This window comes from Pectobacterium cacticida (genome assembly GCF_036885195.1).
GTDB lineage: Bacteria > Pseudomonadota > Gammaproteobacteria > Enterobacterales > Enterobacteriaceae > Pectobacterium > Pectobacterium cacticida.
The window spans coordinates 423,310-445,285 of record NZ_CP133656.1; the positions used below are offsets into that span (position 1 = coordinate 423,310).

The 21,976-nt window shown below is 51.5% G+C and carries 19 protein-coding genes and 4 tRNA genes; 17 read left to right on the forward strand and 6 right to left on the reverse strand.

The features are described from left to right. A complete protein-coding gene (locus tag RFN81_RS02015; protein WP_264497558.1) occupies nucleotides 1-1,428 on the reverse strand; it encodes a M20 family metallopeptidase in 1,428 nt (475 codons plus the stop codon). 295 nt (nucleotides 1,429-1,723) lie between these two features. Then, a complete protein-coding gene (locus RFN81_RS02020; protein WP_264497559.1) occupies nucleotides 1,724-2,644 on the reverse strand; it encodes a LysR family transcriptional regulator in 921 nt (306 codons plus the stop codon). 376 nt (nucleotides 2,645-3,020) lie between these two features. On the opposite strand from RFN81_RS02020, the gene RFN81_RS02025 reads away from it, so the two are divergent. From RFN81_RS02025 to RFN81_RS02070, 10 genes are all read left to right on the forward strand, one after another. Next, a tRNA-Arg gene (locus RFN81_RS02025) sits at nucleotides 3,021-3,097 on the forward strand. Nucleotides 3,098-3,196: 99 nt separating this feature from the next. Continuing rightward, nucleotides 3,197-3,272: transfer RNA gene (locus RFN81_RS02030), tRNA-His, on the forward strand. Between the two features lie 49 nt (nucleotides 3,273-3,321). Next, nucleotides 3,322-3,408 (forward strand) — tRNA-Leu (locus tag RFN81_RS02035). Between the two features lie 45 nt (nucleotides 3,409-3,453). Further along, nucleotides 3,454-3,530: transfer RNA gene (locus RFN81_RS02040), tRNA-Pro, on the forward strand. 502 nt (nucleotides 3,531-4,032) lie between these two features. Further along, entirely contained in the window at nucleotides 4,033-5,397 is a 1,365-nt protein-coding gene (purB, locus tag RFN81_RS02045; protein ID WP_264497560.1) for an adenylosuccinate lyase, read from the forward strand. A gap of 9 nt (nucleotides 5,398-5,406) precedes the next feature. After that, nucleotides 5,407-5,949 carry a GNAT family N-acetyltransferase gene (locus tag RFN81_RS02050; protein ID WP_264497561.1) on the forward strand — a complete coding sequence of 181 codons (543 nt, stop codon included), beginning with the start codon at nucleotides 5,407-5,409 and terminating at the stop codon, nucleotides 5,947-5,949. Further along, nucleotides 5,946-6,737 carry an amino acid ABC transporter substrate-binding protein gene (locus RFN81_RS02055; RefSeq protein WP_264497562.1) on the forward strand — a complete coding sequence of 264 codons (792 nt, stop codon included), beginning with the start codon at nucleotides 5,946-5,948 and terminating at the stop codon, nucleotides 6,735-6,737. Before RFN81_RS02050 ends, RFN81_RS02055 begins: the two co-directional genes overlap by 4 nt. Before the next feature lie 139 nt (nucleotides 6,738-6,876). Further along, a complete protein-coding gene (locus tag RFN81_RS02060) occupies nucleotides 6,877-7,548 on the forward strand; it encodes an amino acid ABC transporter permease (protein WP_264497563.1) in 672 nt (223 codons plus the stop codon). Nucleotides 7,549-7,557: 9 nt separating this feature from the next. Next, on the forward strand, nucleotides 7,558-8,319 hold the full coding sequence (locus RFN81_RS02065) for an amino acid ABC transporter ATP-binding protein (RefSeq protein ID WP_264497564.1): 762 nt from the start codon (nucleotides 7,558-7,560) through the stop codon (nucleotides 8,317-8,319). A gap of 77 nt (nucleotides 8,320-8,396) precedes the next feature. Beyond that, nucleotides 8,397-9,554, forward strand: coding sequence for a M20 peptidase aminoacylase family protein (locus RFN81_RS02070; protein ID WP_264497565.1), 1,158 nt, complete (start codon nucleotides 8,397-8,399; stop codon nucleotides 9,552-9,554). Between the two features lie 651 nt (nucleotides 9,555-10,205). Here the strand turns inward: RFN81_RS02070 and hemY are convergent. The 4 genes from hemY to hemC are packed head-to-tail and all read right to left on the reverse strand — an operon-like array spanning nucleotide 10,206 to nucleotide 14,225. Continuing rightward, complete coding sequence (gene hemY, locus RFN81_RS02075) at nucleotides 10,206-11,399, reverse strand: protoheme IX biogenesis protein HemY (protein ID WP_264497566.1); 1,194 nt, start codon at nucleotides 11,397-11,399, stop codon at nucleotides 10,206-10,208. Nucleotides 11,400-11,401: 2 nt separating this feature from the next. Further along, complete coding sequence (gene hemX / locus RFN81_RS02080; protein WP_264497567.1) at nucleotides 11,402-12,523, reverse strand: uroporphyrinogen-III C-methyltransferase; 1,122 nt, start codon at nucleotides 12,521-12,523, stop codon at nucleotides 11,402-11,404. 23 nt (nucleotides 12,524-12,546) lie between these two features. Then, the gene (hemD, locus tag RFN81_RS02085) at nucleotides 12,547-13,287 is read right to left on the reverse strand and encodes a uroporphyrinogen-III synthase (protein WP_264497568.1); all 741 of its coding nucleotides are present in this window, start codon (nucleotides 13,285-13,287) and stop codon (nucleotides 12,547-12,549) included. Then, nucleotides 13,284-14,225: a hydroxymethylbilane synthase gene (gene hemC, locus RFN81_RS02090; protein ID WP_264497569.1), complete on the reverse strand. Its 942-nt coding sequence runs from the start codon at nucleotides 14,223-14,225 to the stop codon at nucleotides 13,284-13,286. The genes hemD and hemC overlap by 4 nt, the downstream gene beginning before the upstream one ends. Nucleotides 14,226-14,546: 321 nt before the next feature. On the opposite strand from hemC, the gene RFN81_RS02095 reads away from it, so the two are divergent. From RFN81_RS02095 to yigB, 7 genes are all read left to right on the forward strand, one after another. Next, complete coding sequence (locus RFN81_RS02095) at nucleotides 14,547-17,102, forward strand: class I adenylate cyclase (protein WP_264497570.1); 2,556 nt, start codon at nucleotides 14,547-14,549, stop codon at nucleotides 17,100-17,102. A gap of 45 nt (nucleotides 17,103-17,147) precedes the next feature. Continuing rightward, a complete protein-coding gene (locus RFN81_RS02100; RefSeq protein ID WP_264497571.1) occupies nucleotides 17,148-18,329 on the forward strand; it encodes an MFS transporter in 1,182 nt (393 codons plus the stop codon). Between the two features lie 204 nt (nucleotides 18,330-18,533). After that, nucleotides 18,534-18,701 (forward strand): LPS translocon maturation chaperone LptM, encoded by a 168-nt coding sequence (lptM, locus tag RFN81_RS02105; protein WP_319800187.1) that lies wholly within the window; start codon nucleotides 18,534-18,536, stop codon nucleotides 18,699-18,701. A gap of 74 nt (nucleotides 18,702-18,775) precedes the next feature. Continuing rightward, nucleotides 18,776-19,600: a diaminopimelate epimerase gene (dapF, locus tag RFN81_RS02110; protein WP_264497573.1), complete on the forward strand. Its 825-nt coding sequence runs from the start codon at nucleotides 18,776-18,778 to the stop codon at nucleotides 19,598-19,600. Continuing rightward, nucleotides 19,597-20,301 (forward strand): DUF484 domain-containing protein, encoded by a 705-nt coding sequence (locus RFN81_RS02115; protein ID WP_264497574.1) that lies wholly within the window; start codon nucleotides 19,597-19,599, stop codon nucleotides 20,299-20,301. The genes dapF and RFN81_RS02115 overlap by 4 nt, the downstream gene beginning before the upstream one ends. Continuing rightward, complete coding sequence (xerC, locus tag RFN81_RS02120; RefSeq protein ID WP_264497575.1) at nucleotides 20,298-21,233, forward strand: tyrosine recombinase XerC; 936 nt, start codon at nucleotides 20,298-20,300, stop codon at nucleotides 21,231-21,233. Before RFN81_RS02115 ends, xerC begins: the two co-directional genes overlap by 4 nt. Further along, the gene (yigB, locus tag RFN81_RS02125; protein WP_264497576.1) at nucleotides 21,233-21,949 is read left to right on the forward strand and encodes a 5-amino-6-(5-phospho-D-ribitylamino)uracil phosphatase YigB; all 717 of its coding nucleotides are present in this window, start codon (nucleotides 21,233-21,235) and stop codon (nucleotides 21,947-21,949) included. Before xerC ends, yigB begins: the two co-directional genes overlap by 1 nt. Nucleotides 21,950-21,976 lie beyond the last annotated feature (27 nt).

Consider the following 21,976-nt stretch of genomic DNA (forward strand, 5'->3'; position numbering starts at 1 on the left):
TTAAAGGTTGTCTGGGCGAGGTTGAATAGGTGGCGTCACCTCCGCCGGAATAGGGCAGCGATAAGGCGTTTCCTGCGTTTGTTCGGCGTGCGCCTGCTTCACTTGCGCCAGCAGTATTTCGTCGGTCAGCATGTCGACCGCGGTGGCGGCCATAATTTTGGCAACATGGGCCAGCCCTTTGTGCGCCGCGGGCATTTTCCCTTGTGCGGTAAGTTGCCATGAGTGGCCGGGTGTACCAATCGCCATGGTAGGAACATGGGCTTGCACGGTGGGGATCACCCAACTGACATCGCCAACGTCGGTAGATCCGATCATGGTTTCGCCATGGACATCCAATGGAATAATGTAATCGCTGAGCGGTGTTAATTCGGCTGGTTTCATGCCCGCGCGGCGATAGTCACTGGCAATCTCTTCCGGGCTTAATGTGGCCTGAATCTCTGCCGCGAAAGCTCTGTCGGCATCATCAAATGGCACGGGACCGAGCGCATCGAAGTTACGCTGCATAGTCTCTTCAAGCGGCCGGTTACCCAACAGATTAGAGACGGCGCTCATAATACTGATTTCCACCTGAGTATCCGTCATCATGGCAGCGCCCTTCGCCACCCGTTTGACCCGCTCGTTCAGGTCAAACATGGCGTGAACATCCCGGGCGCGAATCGCATAGCGAACCGCCGCTTTAGCCTGTACAACATTCGGCGCAATACCGCCAGAATCCAGCATGGCATAGTGGATACGGCTATCCTGCGGTACGTGTTCACGCAGAAATTGAACGCCGACGTTCATTAATTCTACGGCATCCAGCGCGCTTCGCCCCAGATGAGGCGAGGCAGCGGCATGCGAAGCGCGCCCGGTAAAATGGAAATCCATCCGAGTGTTGGCGAGAGAAAGCGGTTTTGCCACTTCATGATGTGGGCTTGGATGCCAGGTAATGGCAATGTCCACGCCGTCAAAGGCGCCAGCGCGAACCATAAAAGATTTGGCGGCCCCGCCCTCTTCTGCCGGGCAGCCGTAATAGCGTACCCGTCCCGGTCGGCCGGTTTTCTCCAACCATTCTTTGATAGCTACAGCGGCCAGCATCGCCGCCGCGCCTAATAGATTATGACCGCAGCCATGTCCGTTACCATTGCCCGGTAGTGGAGAAGGTTTGGCAACGCCAGATGCCTGACTCAATCCCGGTAAGGCGTCATACTCGCCCAAAATTGCAATGAGTGGACCACCGTCACCCGCTTCACCCATCACGGCGGTGGGAATATCGGCGACGTTCTCGGTCACGCGGAAACCCTGTTTCTTCAGCATGGCCGTGTGCTCAGCGACCGAACGATATTCCTTGTAGCAAATCTCCGGCATGCCCCAAACACGATCGCTCAGATCGCAGAATTCGGCCTTATTGTCATCCACCCATTTCCAGACTAACTCTTTATTTTGCATGGTTATCCTCAAAATTGATCGTTTGATGGAGCGATGGGCGCATCAGTCCCCGGAGATCCTCAGAATGCGATAAAAATAAGCGGCAATGCCAATGAGCAATTCACACGCCCCATTCCAAAAATTCATAGTTTGGCGTCAATTCTGGCGGTGAATGTTACGGCGTCCTGTGTGTCCTTGGCGTTTACAGTAGCGCCGTACTCGGCACGCGATGAGAAGGCTCGAATCGGAAAAGTTGACCGGATTGATTCACATGACCTGAGGCCGGAATCGGAACGATGATGAGAAACGACCGATATTATCCAACGGCCAGTTCTGGGAGGACAGCATCCGCAGCTAATCGCCAGAATATTTCTCCCTGATGGTTACGTAGCACTGGCTGTCGATATAAACGTATATCCAACGGAACATCCCAGTGGCTACTGCCTGCGCGCACTAAATCACCACTGATTAGCTCCTCTTTTATCAGACTTTCCGGCAACCAGGCGACGCCGCTGCCCGCCAGCGCCATGGCTTTAAGGTTTATCGACATACTGTTCTCATACATTGTCTCCAGCGGTAGCGGTTTGACGATAAGCATCTGTGTGAGGGCATGAGCAAAAAACGAGTGCTTGCCGTAGCTTAACCAGGGGATTTTCTTGCGAGAGAAGCCAATGGGATAAAGCGGATTCCCCTGGTTATCCGAACGACAAACTGCAATGGCGCGTTCGGTTCCCAACGTCAGCATTGGGTAAGCGGAAAGTTGCTTGATGAGCGATACCGAATCATGTGCGTAAGTCAGCAGGAAATCTGTCTCACCGCTATGCAATAAAGAAATGTGTTCGACAAAAGAAGGCTTTTGATCGCACAAACGTATATAACCCGCATGCTGCTGGCGATTGACGTGCTTGAACCATTCAGGGAAAAACGTCAGCGACAACGTATTCAACATGGCAAAACGCAGTACGGCAGTTCGTTTCTCATACCGCTGGTTCAAGCTGCTTCGCAAATGCGCCATGGCAAAGACGGTTTCATTCGCTGTTGAAAGAAACGCCTGTCCTTCTGGCGTTAATGTCACCGGGTAGGTTTTACGATCGAATAACGGGACGCCAAGCCATTCTTCCAATTGACGTATACGGCGACTCAGGGCTGACTGGGTAATATGGCGCTCACTGGCTGCACGAGTAAAACTATAGCAGCGTGAGACACTGAGGAAATCTTCAAACCATTTCAATTCCATAGCAAGCAACCTCTGTCTGGACGAAAGGGAAAAAAGCATTTTCACCAAGCGGTTGAATGACAAGCAAGAACTACGCCATGGTTTAAATCGAATAATAATCAAATGATTAAACGTATTTTAAACCGAAGGAGAAGAGGGGGCACAGCAGGATCGGGCAGCTAATAGGCAAGGATGCACAAACGTAGTGCGCTTTGCTGGTGGCTAGCCTGATTGTTTTTTTGTCTACATGGCTTGGTAGGATAGTTAATGGCTAAAATTCCTTTTAGCTGTTATTTCTCCCGAATGCGCAAATCATAGTCAAACGCGCTATTTCGATAAAAAAGCACTAGACAGTCAGTCGCTAAGCCCGTAATATCCCGCCCCGCAACGGCGCTAAGCGCCCGTAGCTCAGCTGGATAGAGCGCTGCCCTCCGGAGGCAGAGGTCTCAGGTTCGAATCCTGTCGGGCGCACCATCATTAGTATATTGTGTGCAAGAGCTGCGGTGGTACATTTACCCCGTAAAGAGGAAGTACCGCGTAATTAGTAATTTATTGATGTAGAACGTGGTTATGGTGGCTATAGCTCAGTTGGTAGAGCCCTGGATTGTGATTCCAGTTGTCGTGGGTTCGAGTCCCATTAGCCACCCCAGATTAAGCAGTATGTCGATGTATTTTGTCGGCGCAGGTTTGTGAACTATGCGAAGGTGGCGGAATTGGTAGACGCGCTAGCTTCAGGTGTTAGTGTCCTTACGGACGTGAGGGTTCAAGTCCCTCTCTTCGCACCACACAAACGAGAACATCAGTGATGTTCACATAGTAAGTAGTACATTCGGCGAGTAGCGCAGCTTGGTAGCGCAACTGGTTTGGGACCAGTGGGTCGGAGGTTCGAATCCTCTCTCGCCGACCAATTTAATAAAAAAAGCACATCGAAAGGTGTGCTTTTTTTATTGCACTAAACCAAAATACGTTGCGGCTTACTGATTGAGCACGTTGTATGCATAATGCGCCGCTTTCGGTATTAACCTATTGGAATAACCTATTTCTTTTGGGGTCGTCAGCGAAAGGAAAACCTGCGCTTTCATTAAGGTAGACACTTCCCCAATGAGCCTGCCGTTATTCCTGATAATGAGAATAACGTTGTCCCATCGGTTAATAGGTAAAATCATTGATTTATTTTTAACCAGCGCCTTCTCGTTCTCTTGATAAGACACGGATGATTCATACGACAGGGTTCTTCTTTTCCCAAAAATGTTAGCAAATTTTTCTCTATGCATACTTTGCAATCAAACTTTTTGATCTAAGATAGATCTCAAAGGTATAAGGAGCCTAATTTCCCCATGTTATATTTTTAAAAATTAACAAGACGACATAAAACCCCGCCTGACAAATCCATCACTAACGAGTTAACTATGGCATCACATCTTATTGATTTTCTTCTTATAGGGAATAATTTTGGCACGCCTGAAATGCGCGATGTCTGGTCTGAGCATAATCGCCTAACGAAACAGGTCGAAGTGGAAGTTGCCCTGGCGCTTGCTGAGGGAGAACTGGGTGTCATCCCGTTGGAGGCGGCAAAAACCATTGCAGAAAACGCGGATGCGGGCGCACTTAATGTTGAAGAGATTGCGCAGGATGCGGTTCGCATGAAGCACTCTCTGATGCCGACGATTGCCGCGATTCAGAAACAGTGCGGCGCAGCCGGTGAATTTATTCACTATGGCGTGACCACGCAAGACATTGTTGATACCGCGACCGTGTTACAACTGAAACAATCTTTTGCGATTGTCGTCAGAGATACACAATTGCTGGCCGTTGAGCTGAAGCGGCTGGCGAAAAAATATCAATATACGCTGATGCCAGGCCGTACTCATGGCATGCAAGCATTACCGACGACGTTTGGCTTTAAATTGGCTGTCTGGTTAGATGAGTTTATCCGCCATCTCGAACGCCTAAATGAAATTAAAGATCGTGTTTTGGTTGGCAATATTAATGGCGCCATCTGTACCTATGCGTCTTTTGGCGAAAAAGGGCCGGAAATCGAGCGTTTGACGCTGGATAAACTGGGGCTGAATACACCGAATATTGGCTGGCAATCCGCCCGCGATCGTTTTTCCGAATATGCTTCTGTCGCTGTGCTCATCAGCGGTACATTGGGCAAAATTGGCAATGAGCTGTATAACCTGATGCGCACCGAGATTAACGAAATCGAAGAGCCGTTTTCCGAAGGGAAAATCGGTTCTACCACAATGCCGCATAAGCGCAATCCCGCCGCGCTGGAAGGGCTGGCGAGTCTGACCGCGCCGCTGTTAAAGAGCGCTGCGCTGATTCATGAATCGATGAAAGTTGAACATGAGCGTGATGCGATGAGCTGGCGTGCAGAATGGATCGCGCTGCCGGAAATCAATATCTATCTGTCTGCCCAGTTGCAGAATGCGCTGGGTATCCTGCGGGGGATGTCGGTCAACGAGAAGCAAATGCTGGCCAATCTCGATCTGCAAAATGGCTTGCTGCTGTCTGAAAAAGTGATGTTCGAGATTGGCAAACGCCTCGGTAAGCAGACGGCTCACCATCTGGTATATGAATGTGCCATGCAGGCATTCGAGCAGAAACAGTCTTTTAAATCTGTGCTACTCGCCGATCCGGTGCTTTCTAAACAAGTCACCGCCGCCGATTTAGATGAATGGCTGAATCCGGCAAATTACGTCGGCAGCGCACCGCAGAAGGTTGATGATGTGATTCGCTATGCGGATAACTCTGGCCTGCTGCCCGCATAAGGTGATCGTATGAGTATTGTATTTCGTCAAGCGACGCTGGCGGATGATGAAACCTACCTGGCGTTGGCGCTGGCGGCGTTTGAGCCGATTCGTGAGATGGGGATCAATTTCTCGGCCGCCCATGCTGACATCGGCATGGTACGCGCGCACATTGCTTCACATGGCGTTTATGTGATGGAAAAGGACGGCGAGATGGTGTCGTCATTTACCATTCGTTATCCGTGGGGGCCGGAGCCGGGGCCGTTTGGTCTCCCTCATCTGGGCTGGTTTGCCACGCACCCTGGCTATAAAAAACAGGGGTTGGGTAAGCAAATGATGAGCTGGTTGGAGGAAGAAATTCTGATTAAGCAGCTCAAAGCGCCAGCCGTATCACTAGGCACCGCGCAAAATCACCCATGGCTGATTCAAATGTATAAAAATTATGGTTTCAAGGCCGTCGGTCAGGCGAATCTGGGAAAAGGGCACCTGACCATTTGGATGGAAAAAATTCTTGATAACCGATTGTATGACCAGTGGAAAATTCGAAATTCAAAAAGAGAGGCTGTGAAATGATGAAAAAAGTAACGTTGTCTGTTCTGGCGTTGACGACCGCCTTTCTTGTGGCTGGCTGTGATTCCGAGAAAAGCGGTGCCGACCAGGGAAAAGTCCTGAGAGTGGGGTCTACGGGGCAAAGCTATCCGAGCAGTTTCAAGCAAGATAACAAACTTATTGGATTTGACGTTGAAGTCACGGAAGCCATCGCAAAAGATTTGAACTACAAAGTCGAGTGGGTCACTGCGGATTTTAGCGGCCTGATGGGGCAACTCGAAGCGAGAAAATTGGATACGGTGGCGAACGTTGTCGCCATTACTCCCGCCCGCCAGGAGAAATACAATTTTGCGCAGCCCTATAGCTTTTACGGCAGCCAGATCGTAACGCACAAAGACAATACGACGATCAATACACTGGCCGATCTGAAAGGCAAGACGATCGCCGGGGTTCTGGGTTCCAACCACGTCAACAACCTGAAAAAAGCCTTTGCTGATGGCAGTGTAAATATCCGCACGTATGAAACCCGCGATGGCGCGATGAGTGATGCATTATCTAAGCGTGTTGACGGCTACGTGAATTCACGTCCGATCCTGCTGGCGGAAATCAATAAGCGTCACTTGCCGTTTAAACTGGTTGGTGAACCGCTGGTGATTGAAAAAGTCAGTTTCCCGTTCCATAAGGATGCAAAAGGCGATGCATTGCGCCAGCAATTCGACGCGGAGTTGACGAAAATGCAGGAAGATGGGCGTCTAAAAGCGATTTCCGAAAAGTATTTCGGTGAAGACATCACTGTACCCCCAGCAAAATAAGGTTACGCCAGCACGTTAGGCGAGTCGCAACATTCTCTGATGGTTCGTTATGTCACCAGATCGTTTGTTATATAGCGAATAGTCATAATCCTGTTCCACCGGTGCAGTATGGCCGGTGGAAGCATTAATGGTATTACTCATGAATATCGATCTTGCTTACCTTTGGAAAGTGTTCCCTCAGGTATTAATGTATTTACCGACCACGCTATTCCTTGCCGTGGTGTCGATGTTTTTCGCTATGGTGATTGGCCTGGTACTGGCATTAGTCCGTGAAAGCAAAATTATCGTCGTCGTTAAAGGGGTCGAGCTGTATATTTCGCTGTTCCGCGGTATTCCATCGCTGGTCCAGTTGTTTATTATCTATTTTGGCCTTCCGCAACTCTTTCCCGGTTTATCCAATCTGGATGCGATGACGGCGGCTATTATTGGCTTCAGCCTGAAGACATCCGCCTATATGGCAGAGATTTTCCGGGCAGCTCTGGCCTCGGTGGATTTTGGCCAGACGGAGGCCGGGTTGTCCATCGGCATGAACAAAGCGCAGATTTATCGTCGTATCGTATTGCCTCAGGCCATGCTGAATGCGCTACCGGCGACGGGTAATACCTTTATCTCGCTCATAAAGGATACCTCGGTAGCCTTTGCGCTAGGCGTTTCCGAGCTGTTTGCGGAAGGCAAGATGATTGCGGCGGAATCTTTACGTTTCTTCGAGACCTTCCTGGTCGTGGGGTTAGTTTACTGGATGGTGATCGTGGTTTACGCCTGGCTGCAAAAACAGCTTGAAAAGAAACTCAATCACTCGTTACGGCGATAAGGGGCTGACATGATCAGTGTAAAGAATCTCTCTAAACGCTTTGGCGATCAGGTGGTGTTAGACAACATTAGCCTGGATATCGCGAAGGGCGAAGTTGTGGCGATTATTGGCCCATCTGGTTCGGGTAAATCCACGCTGCTGCGCTGTTTGAATCTGTTGGAAACACCAGAAACGGGTACGATCGAAATCGGTGAACAAAGACTGGATACGCGCCGTTATTCCTCTAAAGAGGCTTATGCGCTGCGTCGTCAGACGGCGATGGTGTTTCAGAATTACAATCTCTTTAAGAACAAAACGGCGCTGGAGAATGTGACAGAGGCGCTGATTGTCGTGAAAAAAATGCCGAAGAAACAGGCGAACGAAATTGGACTGGCGTTGCTGGAACAGGTCGGCCTGCTACCGCAGGCAGCGCAGTATCCGATAACCTTATCCGGCGGACAGCAACAGCGCGTGAGTATTGCGCGTGCGCTAGCGGTCGATCCGAAGGCGATTTTATTTGATGAACCGACCTCGGCGCTGGACCCTGAAAGAGTTCATGAGGTGCTTCAGGTGATTCAGAAGCTGGCGAAGAACGATACCACGATGGTTATCGTCACCCATGAGATGCAGTTTGCCAAAGAAGTGGCCGATCGGGTTATCTTTATGGCAGACGGACATATCGTTGAAGAAGGGCCAGCGGAGCAGGTGATTAGCTTCTCGGATAACCCACAAACCCAGCGCTTTCTACGCCAATTGACCAAGCTGCCTGAGCCGATCGAATACGATATTTAGCGCCTACATAGACACACCTGCACGCCTGAACAAGGCCGCCCTGCGCGTCAGGGCGCGATGAAGTGGAGCAAGAATTAATGAAAATCGCACCCCAGCATGAGCCATTGGCTCAATTTATCCAGGCATTTCGCCACGATTTACACCGTAATCCTGAGCTGTCGAATCAGGAATTTGAAACCACGAAGAAAATTCGTCAGGTATTGGAAAAAGAAGGCATCCGCATTCTTGACCTCCCGTTGAAAACCGGCCTGGTGGCGGAAGTGGGCGGACTACAGGATGGTCCGCTAGTCGTGGTACGTTCCGATATCGATGCGCTGCCGATTGAAGAAGAGTCTGGCGTAGAATGCACCTCGCTCAACAAAGGCGTGATGCACGCCTGCGGTCATGATTTTCACTCTTCCGCCGCGTTAGGCGCGGCAATTCTGCTAAAAAAAATCGAAGCGGAGCTAAAAGGGACGGTACGAATTCTGTTCCAGGCGGCTGAGGAAACGGGGCTAGGCGCGCCAGCCGTGATTGCTGCCGGGGCGCTGGACAATGCCGTCGCCATTTTCGGTATTCACAACGATCCCACGCTGCCCGTTGGCGTTATTGGCGGTAAAGATGGCGCGTTGACGGCGGGCGTTGACCGCTTTGAGATCAAGATAGCGGCGAAAGGCTGTCACGCGGCCAAGCCGCATGAGGGTAACGATCCGATTATCATTCTGGGTCAATTGATTTCCGCGGTGCAAACCATCATCAGCCGCACGGTGTCATCGGACAATAACGCGGTGGTGTCTATCACTCAGGTTCATAGCGGCAGTACCTGGAACGTGATCCCCGACACGGCCTACGTTGAAGGCACGGTGAGAACATTCAACCAAGAAGCGCGCGATGTGATTGAGCAGCGTTTCCGCCAGATCGTGGCCGGCATCGCCAGTAGCTTTGGCGCGGACATCGAGTTTATCTGGCACGCCGGGCCGCCGTCGGTGGTTAATACGCCAGAGTGGGTGGAGTTTGCGCTCAACGTGGCGAGTGACGAAGGGTTCGAAGCCCGCCGGGTGGAAGCTAGCCCGATTGGTGAGGATTTCGCGTTTTATCAGCAGAAGTTGCCCGGCACGTTCATGATGGTGGGATCTGGCGGCCCCTATGCGTTGCACCACCCGAAATTCCGCGTTGACGATCGGGCGCTTTTCCCAACCGCGCACTATTTATACCAAATAGCGAAACAGAGTCTGGAACAGCTCTCCTCTCGCTAAACGTCAGCCATGCTATCCGCGTCGATACTTCGGCGCGGACATTTTCCCTTTCTCGCCTAATGACTCAGAAAGTGGCGTGTGCACGGGTGTGATGTCGCGAAAAGGTGACATGCATGGTACTGATTTATCATGATTATTTTTTTGTTGGGGAAATGCGTCTCTCAATAGAGACGGTTGCCGTCCGTCCGCGCATTATTAACCGTCCATCGCATTGACGCCTACTGTGGATGCGAAAATAAAAATATTATTAATTATTAGTGAATTATTTAAATCTTCCCCGCCAGAGCATAATCGAATCATGCATTTTGGCATAGTCTGTGCTTAAATAAGCGGGTAGATGCTCATTCCGCCTTCTATGTTTGCTTCGGCTTCATAACCCTGGGAATGATGCAGAGCCAATTTGAGGTGCCTATCGTCCAACTCCAGATGAAGATGCAAATCCTCATCGGGCCTTCTGGACATAACGTTGAGTGAGGCACCGTTCTGTTGTCTGATAGACCTGATATTTTCAACGCTTACCGTTTATCGGTAAGCGTTTTTTTTGCCTGGTGCAAAGCCTGACGGGGTTAATACGTTTTAAGCCTCTGTGCCGAACACTATAAAGCTTCCGAACGAGCTTTATAGTGTGGCAATAATGAGCCCCAAAAGTGACTAATTTGTGGGCTGTTGTAACGTGAGCAGTAACCCTTCACGGCGCATCTGCGCGGCTTCGTCTGGTAGATGTAAACGCTCCAATACGTCGGCGCGCCAGGCATAATCATGAGCATCAGGACGTAGTTCCAGCGCGGTGCGAAAGGCGTCGCTGGCCCGCTGCCATTCGCCGTGTTTCATCAGCAATTGTCCTAACGTGCTGTGCAACAGCGGAGTGGCTTCCCGTTGTTTGATGTAGTGATGCAAGACTTTTTCCAACTGCTCTGAATTTCCTGTCTTAAGACGCGGAATTAGCAGGATTAAGCGCTCATCGTACTGGCGCTTCAGGCCGTCTAGAATGATTTTCTGTGCCATTTCATGATCGTCACACTCCAATAAATGTTCGATCATGGCAACCTGAAGTGGAATTTCGCGTCGTACTTTGCGGCTCTGACTATTCCACCACGACTTTAATCCTTCGCTGCCGCCCTCTGCCATCGCCTGGCTCATTAGACCGATATACGTTTGTTGTTGCAGCGCTAATAAACGTGTTTCAGGGTATAGGTTGAGCTTACGCATGGTTGGCAGAATATCCAGCAACGCATTATAGGCGTGGGTACGCAGGAAAGCCTGTTCTGCTAAACGCAATACCTCTGGATGGCGTGGCGCGACTTCCAGCAGTTTATCCACACCGTGGCGTGCGGCATGATCTTCATTACGCGCTAATTGAATGCGTACGCGCGTAATATCCACCGGGAGTTGATCGGCGTCTGCTATTTCCGCCGCACGTTCCAGATATTGTTTGGTACGGAATTCGTCACCGCGTTGCTGGGCGGCTTCGGCAGCCAGCAGGTAGTTGACCACGGGTTGCTCGGCATGGTCGGCATTGCGAGTCAGCAATTTTTCTACCTGCAAATAATCCCCTTCGGCCAATTTGAGTAGTGCGGCTTTGGTCTGCTTTCTGGCCCGGCTGCGTTTGCGACCGAGGAACCAACCCCGCGTACGGGCACTGGTACGACAGATCCGACGTAGCACCCATTCAACGGCCAGAAAAGCGAGGAAAAATAGCACCAGCATGATAACTAAGCCGGTTACGCTGGTTTCGATATCATAATTATCTGTCTGGATCAGAACGTAACCTTGGTGACCAGCGATCATCGGGCCAACCACGATACCTGCGATCAGGATCAGGAACAGCAATAAAACTTTTAGCATGCTTATTCCCCCTGCGGTGTGGCTGGCGTCTGAGCCAGCAGATTACGAACGCGCGTCTGCATCAATTTTTCCAGTAGCGGCTGACTTTGCAGTTCCGTTGGGACATCCAGCGAAATCGACTGCTGGCTTAACGCGTCGAGCTGATCTAAAAAAGCCTGCGTTGTGACATTCGTCGTGTCGAAGTAGGCGCGAACCCAGGTCGCCGCCGTATCCAGCGATTGCTTGTATACTTCATTCTGGTGGCGTGGAATCGCCTGGGCGGCAACCAGCAGACGTGAGCGAATGTTCTCTCGTAAATACACGCTCTGATTCGGCGCCAGCAACGGTTCGGCAGCGCTATCGCGACGGCGAATGGTGATGAAATCAGCCAGGAAGTTGTTCCAACTCTTACGTAGATTCTGTCGCCACTCGCTTAACGAAGCCGACAGTTCTGTGCTGTTGGCATCCATCGGCGCTTCATCGGTGGTGTTGTCTGCGAGCGGTAAATTGTCCAATTGGTCAGTGAGCTGATTGACTTTAAGGATGAGGCCGTCAAAGTCGATCTGATTTACGCTAGCCAGTGCGCTGATATCGTTGGTCAGCGCACGACGAATGTCTAATAAGCTGGGGTCGTTCATCTCCGCCAGACTCGCATCCGCACTTTTCAGTAACGCGCCAGCCGTGGTGACATCGTTGTCGCTCCACAGCTTACGTCCTGCCAGTTTCACCAGAAAATCAGCCTGAGCAATCAGCCAGGCATTGGTATCATGATTGGAAAGTGTCGCCAGCTTATCGCGCAGCTCGTCAGATTGACGCGCAAGTGCCTCAAGACGCTGTGCGGCCATGTCCTGCATTTTTCTTTGTTGTTGCTGCGCGTCTAACCATTGCTGCTGTTCCTGCTTATGCTGCTGTTGCAGTGCCGTCAATTGCGCGGCAAGCTGTTGCAGCGCGGCGGCTTCCCGCTGTGTCTGCCGCTGACCGTGATAATACAACCCTGCGCCAATTAATAGTGCAATCACAATAGCGATTGCCCCCAGCGCCCCACCACTGCGTTTGGGTTGTGCGGCGGGCCCTTGCGGTTGGCTGGGTTCAACCCGCTCTGCTGCGTCGTCGGAGGGCGCTGCGGGGGTGTTGTGCTCCGTCATAATGGTACATCCCGTGATCAGGTTTATTGTAGTGCGCGTATCAGCGCATCGTTATCGGCGTTATCGGCGACTCGAATATCAAGCCAGCCAAGCCGTCGGGCCTGCTCTGCCAATCGATCACTGACAACGATTAGTCGACAGCCAAGTAACCAGGAAGCCCGGTAGTAATCAGGTACTAAAGTATAGATCCGTTGTAGCATTTCTCCGCTGGTGATCACCAGTTTATCAACGCCTATTTGTCGCCAATGTTGACTTTGCTCCGCGCCATCATAATGCACCATTCTACGCTGATAGCATTCACAGCAGCTTACCTGCACGCCTCGTTCAGTTAGCGTTTCTCTCAGTAATTCTCTCCCGCCATTGCCGCGCAGTAATAGCGCCCGTTTGCCGGAAAGAGTCTGCAACGTAGGAAGTTGTAGCAGTGTTTCACTGGTTTCACGCTCTGGTGGGTAAGTTACCAAGCGGGCGCTGGCTTGATGTAGTGCCAGTGCTGTAGTGCGGCCGATCGCATAATAGGCGAGGTGCTCCGGCCAGCTAATACCCGCATGAGTCAATACCGGATCGGCATAATGGATCGCGTGCTGCGAGAGCGCAAACACCAGATCGTCGGCGCGCAGATCCTGCAACCGCGCGGGCAGATCGGCGAGATCCCGTCCAGGCGAAAACTCGATTAGCGGGCTGTGCCAGGCGTGATAGCCCAATTTCCTTAAACGGGCCACCAGCTGTTCGCCAGTGGGTGATGGACGGGTAACCAGAATCGTCATGACGATGGCGATCCGTGATATACGGCCTTGAGGATCGCGCTGGCGCCTTTGGCTAAGAGTTCTTCGGCCAGTGCGATACCGAGCTGTTCGGCATCGGAAACGCGGCCTTTGCGTTCACCGACGATCAGTTGACTGCCATCTGGCGCACCGACCAGCGCGCGCAGCCATAGTGTATCGCCCTCTAGCTCTGCGTAGCTGCCAATCGGCACCTGACAGCCGCCTTCAAGGCGCACATTCATCGCCCGTTCTGCCAGTACGCGGGCAGCGGTATCGGCGTGATTAAGCGGAGCGATGAGTTGGCGAACGTTATCGTCATCTAGACGACATTCTATGCCAATCGCGCCTTGCCCAACGGCTGGCAATGATTCTTCCGGGCTTAATGCACAACGGATACGCGCTTCCAGCCCGAGGCGCTTAAGCCCGGCTACGGCAAGGATAATGGCGTCGTAGTCGCCGTTGTCCAGTTTCGCCAGACGTGTTCCGACATTGCCACGTAAATCTCGGATCACCAGATCGGGACGCCGAGCGCGCAATTGGCACTGGCGACGCAGGCTTGACGTGCCAACACAACTGCCCTGCGGTAATTGATCGAGACTATCGTAATGGTTGGAAACAAAGGCGTCGCGCGGATCGTCACGTTCGCAAATGGTAGTCAGGCCAAGCCCTTTCGGGAACGCGACAGGAACATCTTTCATGGAGTGAACAGCGATATCGGCACGCTTTTCAAGCAGCGCTAGCTCTAATTCTTTAACAAAGAGCCCTTTACCGCCGACTTTTGCCAGCGGCGTATCCAGGATAATGTCGCCGCGGGTGACAATGGGCACCAGCTCAACGCATAAATCGGGATAGCGGCGAAGTAGGCGTTGCTGAACATAGCGTGCTTGCCATAGGGCTAGCGGGCTTTGTCGGGTAGCGATGCGAATAATATTAGCTGACATGCTTGATACCGTTTTTATCATTTTCCGCCATCGTATCATTATGGTGCGTTGGTGTCAGGTGACGGGCATGGGCGTGGCGCTTATAAAAAAGCGGTTTGAGATTTGCCTACCCCGCGTTGAGTTAAGCCTCTTCAATAAGTCTTTCGTCAGAAAGCAAGATAGATATGTCTAACTTTCTTTACTTTCTTTACGCCCATTCCGCAAGGTGTTAAATTGATCACGTTTCCAGCAATAATCCGCTACACATTCTTCTAATATCATCATGGCGGATTTGGAACACGGGGTTTTTCTAGGCACTGGGATAAATCAGGCGAAACTGTCTTGTACTTCTACATCGAGACTTTGAAGCAAAGACTGGATGCGATTAACCAACTGCGTGTTGATCGTGCTCTGGGAGCAATGAAGCCCGCTTTTCAGCAGGTCTACAGTCTTTTGCCCATTTTATTACATCATCATCATCCGTTGATGCCGGGTTACCTTGAAGGCAAGGTGCCTCATGGTATCTGCGCCTATACGCCCGATGAAAAACAACAACAGTATCTTGATAGCATCGCGCTGCGCTGGGGGCAGATTGACAATACGCATCCTCAGGGCGAGTTGCCGATTACTGGCGTCTATTCGATGGGGAGCACCTCGTCCATCGGTCAGAGCTGTAGTTCCGATCTCGACATCTGGGTGTGCCACCAATCCTGGCTGGACAGCGAAGAACGCCGATGCCTACAGAAGAAATGTACATTGCTGGAGCAATGGGCGGCGGCGCAAGGTGTAGACGTCAGTTTTTTCCTGATGGATGAAAGCCGATTCCGTCATAATGAAAGCGGTAGTTTAGGCGGTGAAGACTGTGGCACCACGCAGCATATCCTGTTACTCGACGAATTCTATCGGACTGCCGTGCGTATGGCGGGCAAACGCATCTTGTGGAACATGGTGCCGGTCGAAGAAGAAGCGCATTACGATGAATATGTGCTGTCGCTGTACTCACAAGGGGCGTTAGCACCGAATGAGTGGATGGATTTAGGTGGCTTGAGTTCACTGTCGGCGGAAGAATATTTCGGCGCGAGTCTCTGGCAACTCTATAAGAGTATCGATTCCCCCTATAAAGCCGTACTAAAAACGCTGCTATTGGAAGCGTATTCCTGGGAGTATCCAGAAACGCGTCTGCTTTCGACGGAAATTAAGAAACGCCTGCATGATGGCGAAATTGTTTCCTTCGGTCTTGATCCCTACTGCATGATGCTGGAACGCGTAACACGTTACCTGACGGCGATCAACGACCCCACGCGCCTCGATCTCGTGCGTCGATGTTTTTACTTGAAAGTCTGTGAAAAACTCTCCAGAGAAAAAGCCTGTGTTGGCTGGCGTCGTCAAATTTTGGGCCAACTGGTACAAGAATGGGGATGGAGCGACGAACATTTGGCGATGCTGGATAATCGCGCCAACTGGAAAATAGAGCAGGTGCGCGAAGCGCATAACGAATTGCTCGATGCGATGATGCAGACTTATCGCAACCTGATCCGTTTCGCGCGGCGTAATAATCTGAGCGTTAGCGCCAGCCCGCAGGATATCGGTGTGTTGACCCGAAAACTGTATGCCGCCTTTGAGGCGCTGCCGGGCAAGGTTACGCTGCTTAACCCACAAATTTCACCCGATTTATCGGAACCGAATTTAACCTTTATCTATGTTCCGCCGGGGCGCGCAAACCGTTCTGGCTGGTATCTTTATAATCAGGCGCCGTCGATGGATGCGATCATCAGCCATCAGCCGCTGGAATATAACCGCTATCTGAACAAGCTGGTGGCGTGGGCGTATTTCAACGGCCTGCTAACGCCAAGTACACGTTTGTATATTAAAGGCAATGAACTGTGTGATATCACGCGTCTGCAAGCGCTGGTCGATGATGTCGCTAGCCACTTTCCGCTACGCCTGCCTGCACCCACGCCAAAGGCGCTATATAGCCCGTGTGAAATCCGTCATCTGGCGATTATCGTCAATCTGGAACACGATCCGACAGCGGCCTTCCGCAATCAGGTGGTACATTTCGATTTCCGCCATCTTGACGTGTTTAGCTTCGGCCAGCAACAGCAGTGCCTCGTTGGCAGCATCGATCTGTTGTACCGTAACTCGTGGAATGAAGTCCGTACCTTGCATTTCAGCGGTGAACAAGCCGTATTAGAAGCCTTGAAAACCATTCTGGGTAAAATGCATCAGGATGCGGCGCTGCCGGAATCACTGGAAGTTTTCTGCTATAGCCAGCACTTGCGCGGACTGATTCGTACTCGTGTGCAGCAATTGGTGTCCGAATGCATTGAGCTGCGCTTAACCAGTACGCGTCAGGAGCCGGGGCGCTTCAAAGCGGTGAAAGTCGCGGGGCAGACCTGGGGATTGTTTTTTGAACGACTGAGTGTGTCGGTACAGAAACTGGAAAACGCCGTTGAATTTTATGGTGCGATTTCTAATAACAAGCTGCAAGGTCAACCCGTTCAGGTTGAAACCAACCATATCCATCTACCGCCGGTGGTAGATGGCGTCGCCAGTGAAGGGATTATTCAGTTTTTCTTTGAAGATCTGGCGGAAAATCAGGGTTTCAATATTTATATTCTCGACGAATCGAACCGTGTCGAAGTCTATCATCATTGTGAAGGTAGCAAAGAAGAGCTGGTGCGTGATGTCAGCCGTTTCTATTCCTCTTCGCACGATCGTTTTACCTACGGTTCGAGTTTTATCAATTTCAACCTGCCGCAGTTCTACCAAATTGTCCAATTGGATGGCCGTACTCAAGTGATCCCATTCCGTAGCAGCGCATTGTCTCACCTGTGCGTTTCGCCAACGACGGACGATAAAACGATGACAATGAAGCAGCGGTTACAGATCCTATAGCCTTCTTTAATACTTTTTTCTGCTTATTAATAAAAGGATGTGTTGATGAGTTCGTTGCAGCGCAGGAATCTAATATTGCTGGCGCTTGGGCAAGGCCTCACCGGTAGCATTATTTCCCTAATGACGTTGTGCTCTACGTTGGTCGGCGTAGCGATGACACCGGTTCCGTTGTTAACAACATTGCCGATTACCGCAACGGTGTGCGGAGCGGCGCTGATGATTTACACCGTTTCGTCACTGATGACCAGGTATGGGCGACGTAATGCTTTCATCATTGGCACGTTGCTCGGGTTGGTCGGCGCGCTGTTGGCGGCGTTGGCGATTGTGTTGCGCAGTTTCCCCCTCTTTGTATTTTCAACGTTTATTTTAGGTATGTCCTGTGCTTTTAATCAGTATTATCGTTTCGCGGCCGCTGATATTTTTACCGATAATCAGCAAAAAAGCCGTGCTATTTCCTGGGTGATCAGCGGCGGCATTCTGGGCGGCTTTCTCGGCCCGTTCGCGGCGAGCCAATCCTCTCAACTCTGGGCGTCGTATCCGTTCTTCGGTAGTTTTATTGCCGCCGCGCTGATTTGCCTTGTTACGTCACTGCTGTTGCTAAACCTTAAACTGCCGCCGATGCCCGTTGTTACGGCCAGCGCTCGGCAGAGTGAACCGTTGACGGCAATCTTGAAGAGCCGGGCGTTCGTGCTGGGAACGGCAAGTTGTTCGGTCGGCTTTGTTGTGATGACGTTATTAATGAATGCCTCGCCATTGGCGATGCATCAGCATCATTTTTCCGTTAGTCATAGCGCGACAGTTTTGCAATGGCATTTTGTGGCAATGTATGCGCCTGCATTACTATTGGTCATGTTGGCAAAGCGGCTGACGCCGGTTCAGGTTGTGGCGATAGGTATCGGGTGTAACATGGGCGGTGTGTTGGTCGCGCTGACCGGATTGACGTTCTGGCATTTCCTCTTTGCACTGATGTTATTCGGTGTCGGATGGGCATTTATGTTTAACGGTGGGACATTTATGTTGAACACCTTTTCTCATTCCGTGCATAAATCTCGCGTGCAGGGCATCAATTCATTAGTGATCTACGTGCCTAACGCACTGGCTTCCCTATCTGCCGGTAGCCTGATGGCGTTGAGCAGCGGTTGGGCATGGGTAAATATCGTCGGTACCGTGCTGTTATTGCTGTTGCTACTGACGTGGCTTGTGTTATGGCGGCAATCACGCCAATAGCTATTGCGCATTAACATCGCGCCCCCAGAGTCTCATCTTGATGTTGCGATCGTCTTTCGATCGATTCCCGCATCTTTCAACAAAGCATGTCTGTGCTGATGATATAGATGGCGCGGCTATCGTTCCTTTTCAATTCCTATTGATTTTCATGATCCACCTGCGATGATAGAGAACATATGAGTATTAATGACAGGTCTTAGCATAATGAAGAACGTATTTCGCCAGCTTTTTCTGGTATTGGTCATGGCGAGTTTATTCGGTTGTGGCCTGAAGGGGCCGCTGTATAACCCAGCCAACGGCAAATCCGGTGCGTCTACGACTCAGCAAAATGAGAGCCAACCATCGCAAAAGAAAACGTCAATGCGTCCGTAATGCGTAATGACATCAATAGGTAGCCGGTTGCGCAGCTATGCGTGGCCAGTTCAGTTCGCGGGGGAGCCAGGATAATGCAGTTCGCTAAGATGCACGGGTTAGGCAACGATTTCATGGTTGTTGATGCCGTTACGCAAAACGTTTATTTTTCACCCGAACTGATTCGTCGTTTGGCGGATCGGCATTGTGGTGTGGGATTCGATCAACTTTTAATTGTCGAACCACCCTACGATCCTGAACTAGATTTCCATTACCGTATTTTCAACGCAGATGGCAGTGAGGTTGCGCAGTGTGGTAATGGCGCACGTTGTTTTGCCCGTTTTGTCCGTTTGAAAGGGTTAACTAATAAGCGTGATATTGCGGTTAGTACGCAGACCGGACGGATGGTGCTGACGGTGACTGATAATGAATTGGTGCGCGTTAATATGGGGGAACCCAATTTCGAGCCACAGCAGGTGCCGTTTCGTGCGGTGAAAGCGGAGAAGACCTACATTATGCGCGCTGGCGAACACACGGTGCTGTGCGGCGTGGTATCAATGGGTAATCCGCACTGTGTGATTCAGGTTGAGGATGTGGACACCGCGAAAGTAGAAACCCTGGGGCCGTTATTAGAAAATCATGAACGTTTTCCCGAACGTGCCAACATTGGTTTCATGCAGGTTGTCGATAGTCAAACTATCCGTTTGCGTGTATACGAGCGCGGTGCCGGGGAAACGCAGGCCTGCGGGAGTGGCGCGTGTGCGGCGGTAGCCGTAGGGATTCAACAGGGATTATTAGCCGCCAATGTGCGCGTATCCCTTCCTGGCGGTGAGTTGGATATCCAGTGGGGGGGGCCAGGGCATCCGCTATTTATGACTGGCCCTGCAACGCATGTTTACGATGGATTTATTCATTTATGAAAAATGTCGAGGAACAGGCAGAACGAGAGATTGCACTGAGTGACGAAATGGTTTTGCAGTTCCTGCAACAGAATCCTGATTTTTTTATCCGCAATGCGCGCCCTGTCGAGCAAATGCGTATTCCTCATCCCGTCAGGGGAACCGTGTCGCTGGTAGAATGGCAACTGGCACGTCAGCGTAATCAGATTACGCGGCTTGAGGAAGAGATCACCTTGTTGATGGAGCAAGCAGGGGCGAACGAAGTGTTATTCAATCGGCTGCTTGAGTTACAAACCGAATTGGCATCGGCAGACAGCCTGACAGAGATGTTGAATCGGTTACAACGTTGGGCGCGTCAGCTTGGTTTGGCGGGGGCAACGGTTCGTCTGTTCAGCGATAAATGGCGTATTGGCGCCCCGTCCGATTTTACCTACCTGGGGCTGAATCGCACCACATTTGAGCCCTTGCGCATTCAGCGTTTCGGGCAACATAATCACTACCTCGGCAGCTTAAATGGGCCGGAACTGCTACTGTTATTGCCGCAAGCTAAGCAGGTTGGATCGGTGGCGTTGTCATTGATGGGGCATAATCACGATTTAGGCGTACTGGTTTTTAGCAGTCGCGATACCCATCACTATCAGGCCGGCATGGCTACTACGTTACTACAGCAAATAGCCATCATGATGCCAGCGATGCTTACTCGCTGGGTAGAGCGTGTATGAGCAGGCAGCCCGCGTCATCGGAGCGCGCCGCCCCTTCGCCGTTGCACACCGCCGTTGATGCGTTTTTACGCTATCTGAAAGTAGAGCGTCAACTCAGTCCGTTGACGCAAACCAGTTATTCACGCCAACTGTCGGCGGTAATGACCATACTTTCCACCGCCGGAGTGGATGACTGGCGTAAGCTGGATGCCGCAGGTGTGCGGATCGTGGTGTCTCGCAGCAAGCGCGATGGGTTACATGCCGGGAGCCTGGCGTTGCGCCTATCGGCATTGCGCAGTTTCCTTAACTGGATGGTGTCGCGTGGCGAGCTGGCGGCGAACCCGGCGAAAGGGATAGCCACGCCGCGCGCCGGGCGTCCCTTGCCCAAGAATATGGACGTGGATGAGATGGATCGCCTGCTCGATATCGATCTGGACGATCCTCTCGCGGTGCGTGACCGTACGATGCTGGAGGTGATGTATGGCGCGGGGCTGCGTCTGGCGGAATTGGTTGGCATGGATTGCCAGCATATCGATCTGGCGAGCGGTGAAGTCTGGGTGATGGGAAAAGGCAGTAAAGAGCGCAAATTGCCGATAGGGAAAACGGCGGTAATCTGGTTGGAACGCTGGCTGGCGTTACGCGAACTGTTTGGCCCGCAAGATGACGCCGTGTTTATCTCAAATCAGGGAAGGCGTATTTCGATGCGCAATGTGCAGAAGCGTTTTGCCGAATGGGGCGTTAAGCAAGGCGTCAATAGTCACGTTCACCCACATAAGCTCCGCCACTCTTTTGCCACGCATATGCTGGAATCCAGTGGGGATTTACGGGCGGTGCAAGAGTTGCTTGGCCATGCCAACCTGTCTACCACGCAGATTTACACCCATCTTGATTTTCAGCATTTAGCTTCTGTGTATGATGCCGCGCATCCGCGTGCCAAACGAGGAAAATCCTGATGCGTTTTTACCGACCTCTTTGCCCCATTCGAGCGATCACGTTCGATCTGGACGATACGCTGTATGACAATGCGGACGTCATCCGGCGTACAGGGCAAGAGTCCATCCGTTTTATACAGCAGTACCATCCAGCCCTACGTGACTTTCAGGCAGAGGATTTCCAGAACATACGCCAAGACTTGCTCAAGCGTGAACCGGATATTTATCACGACGTGACCGAATGGCGTCGCCGTGCGGTAGAGCAGGCAATGTTAGCGCGCGGGCTGAGCGCTGCGGAGTCTAAGTCTGGCGCAACAGCGGCAATGGAGAACTTTGCCCATTGGCGCAGCCAAATTACCATTAGCGAATCAACGCACCAGACGTTGGCGGCATTAGCCGAAAAGGTGCCGTTGGCGGCGATCACCAACGGCAATGCGGAACCGCAGCGGTTTGGTCTCGATCGCTATTTTTCGTTTGTGCTGCGCGCCGGCCCGCATGGTCGCGCCAAGCCGTTCGATGATATGTACCAATTGGCGGCGCAGAAACTCAATGTCCCTGTGCAAGAGATCCTGCACGTAGGTGACGATCTCACGACCGATGTCGCAGGGGCGATCCGCTGTGGAATGCAGGCCTGCTGGATTAATCTGCGTGCAGGCAACCTCATGCAGATCCGTGACGCCCGCCTGTTGCCGCATCTTGAAATTTCGCGATTGGCATCGCTGTCGGCATTGTTATAATCACAGCATGAGTCTGTATAAATCACC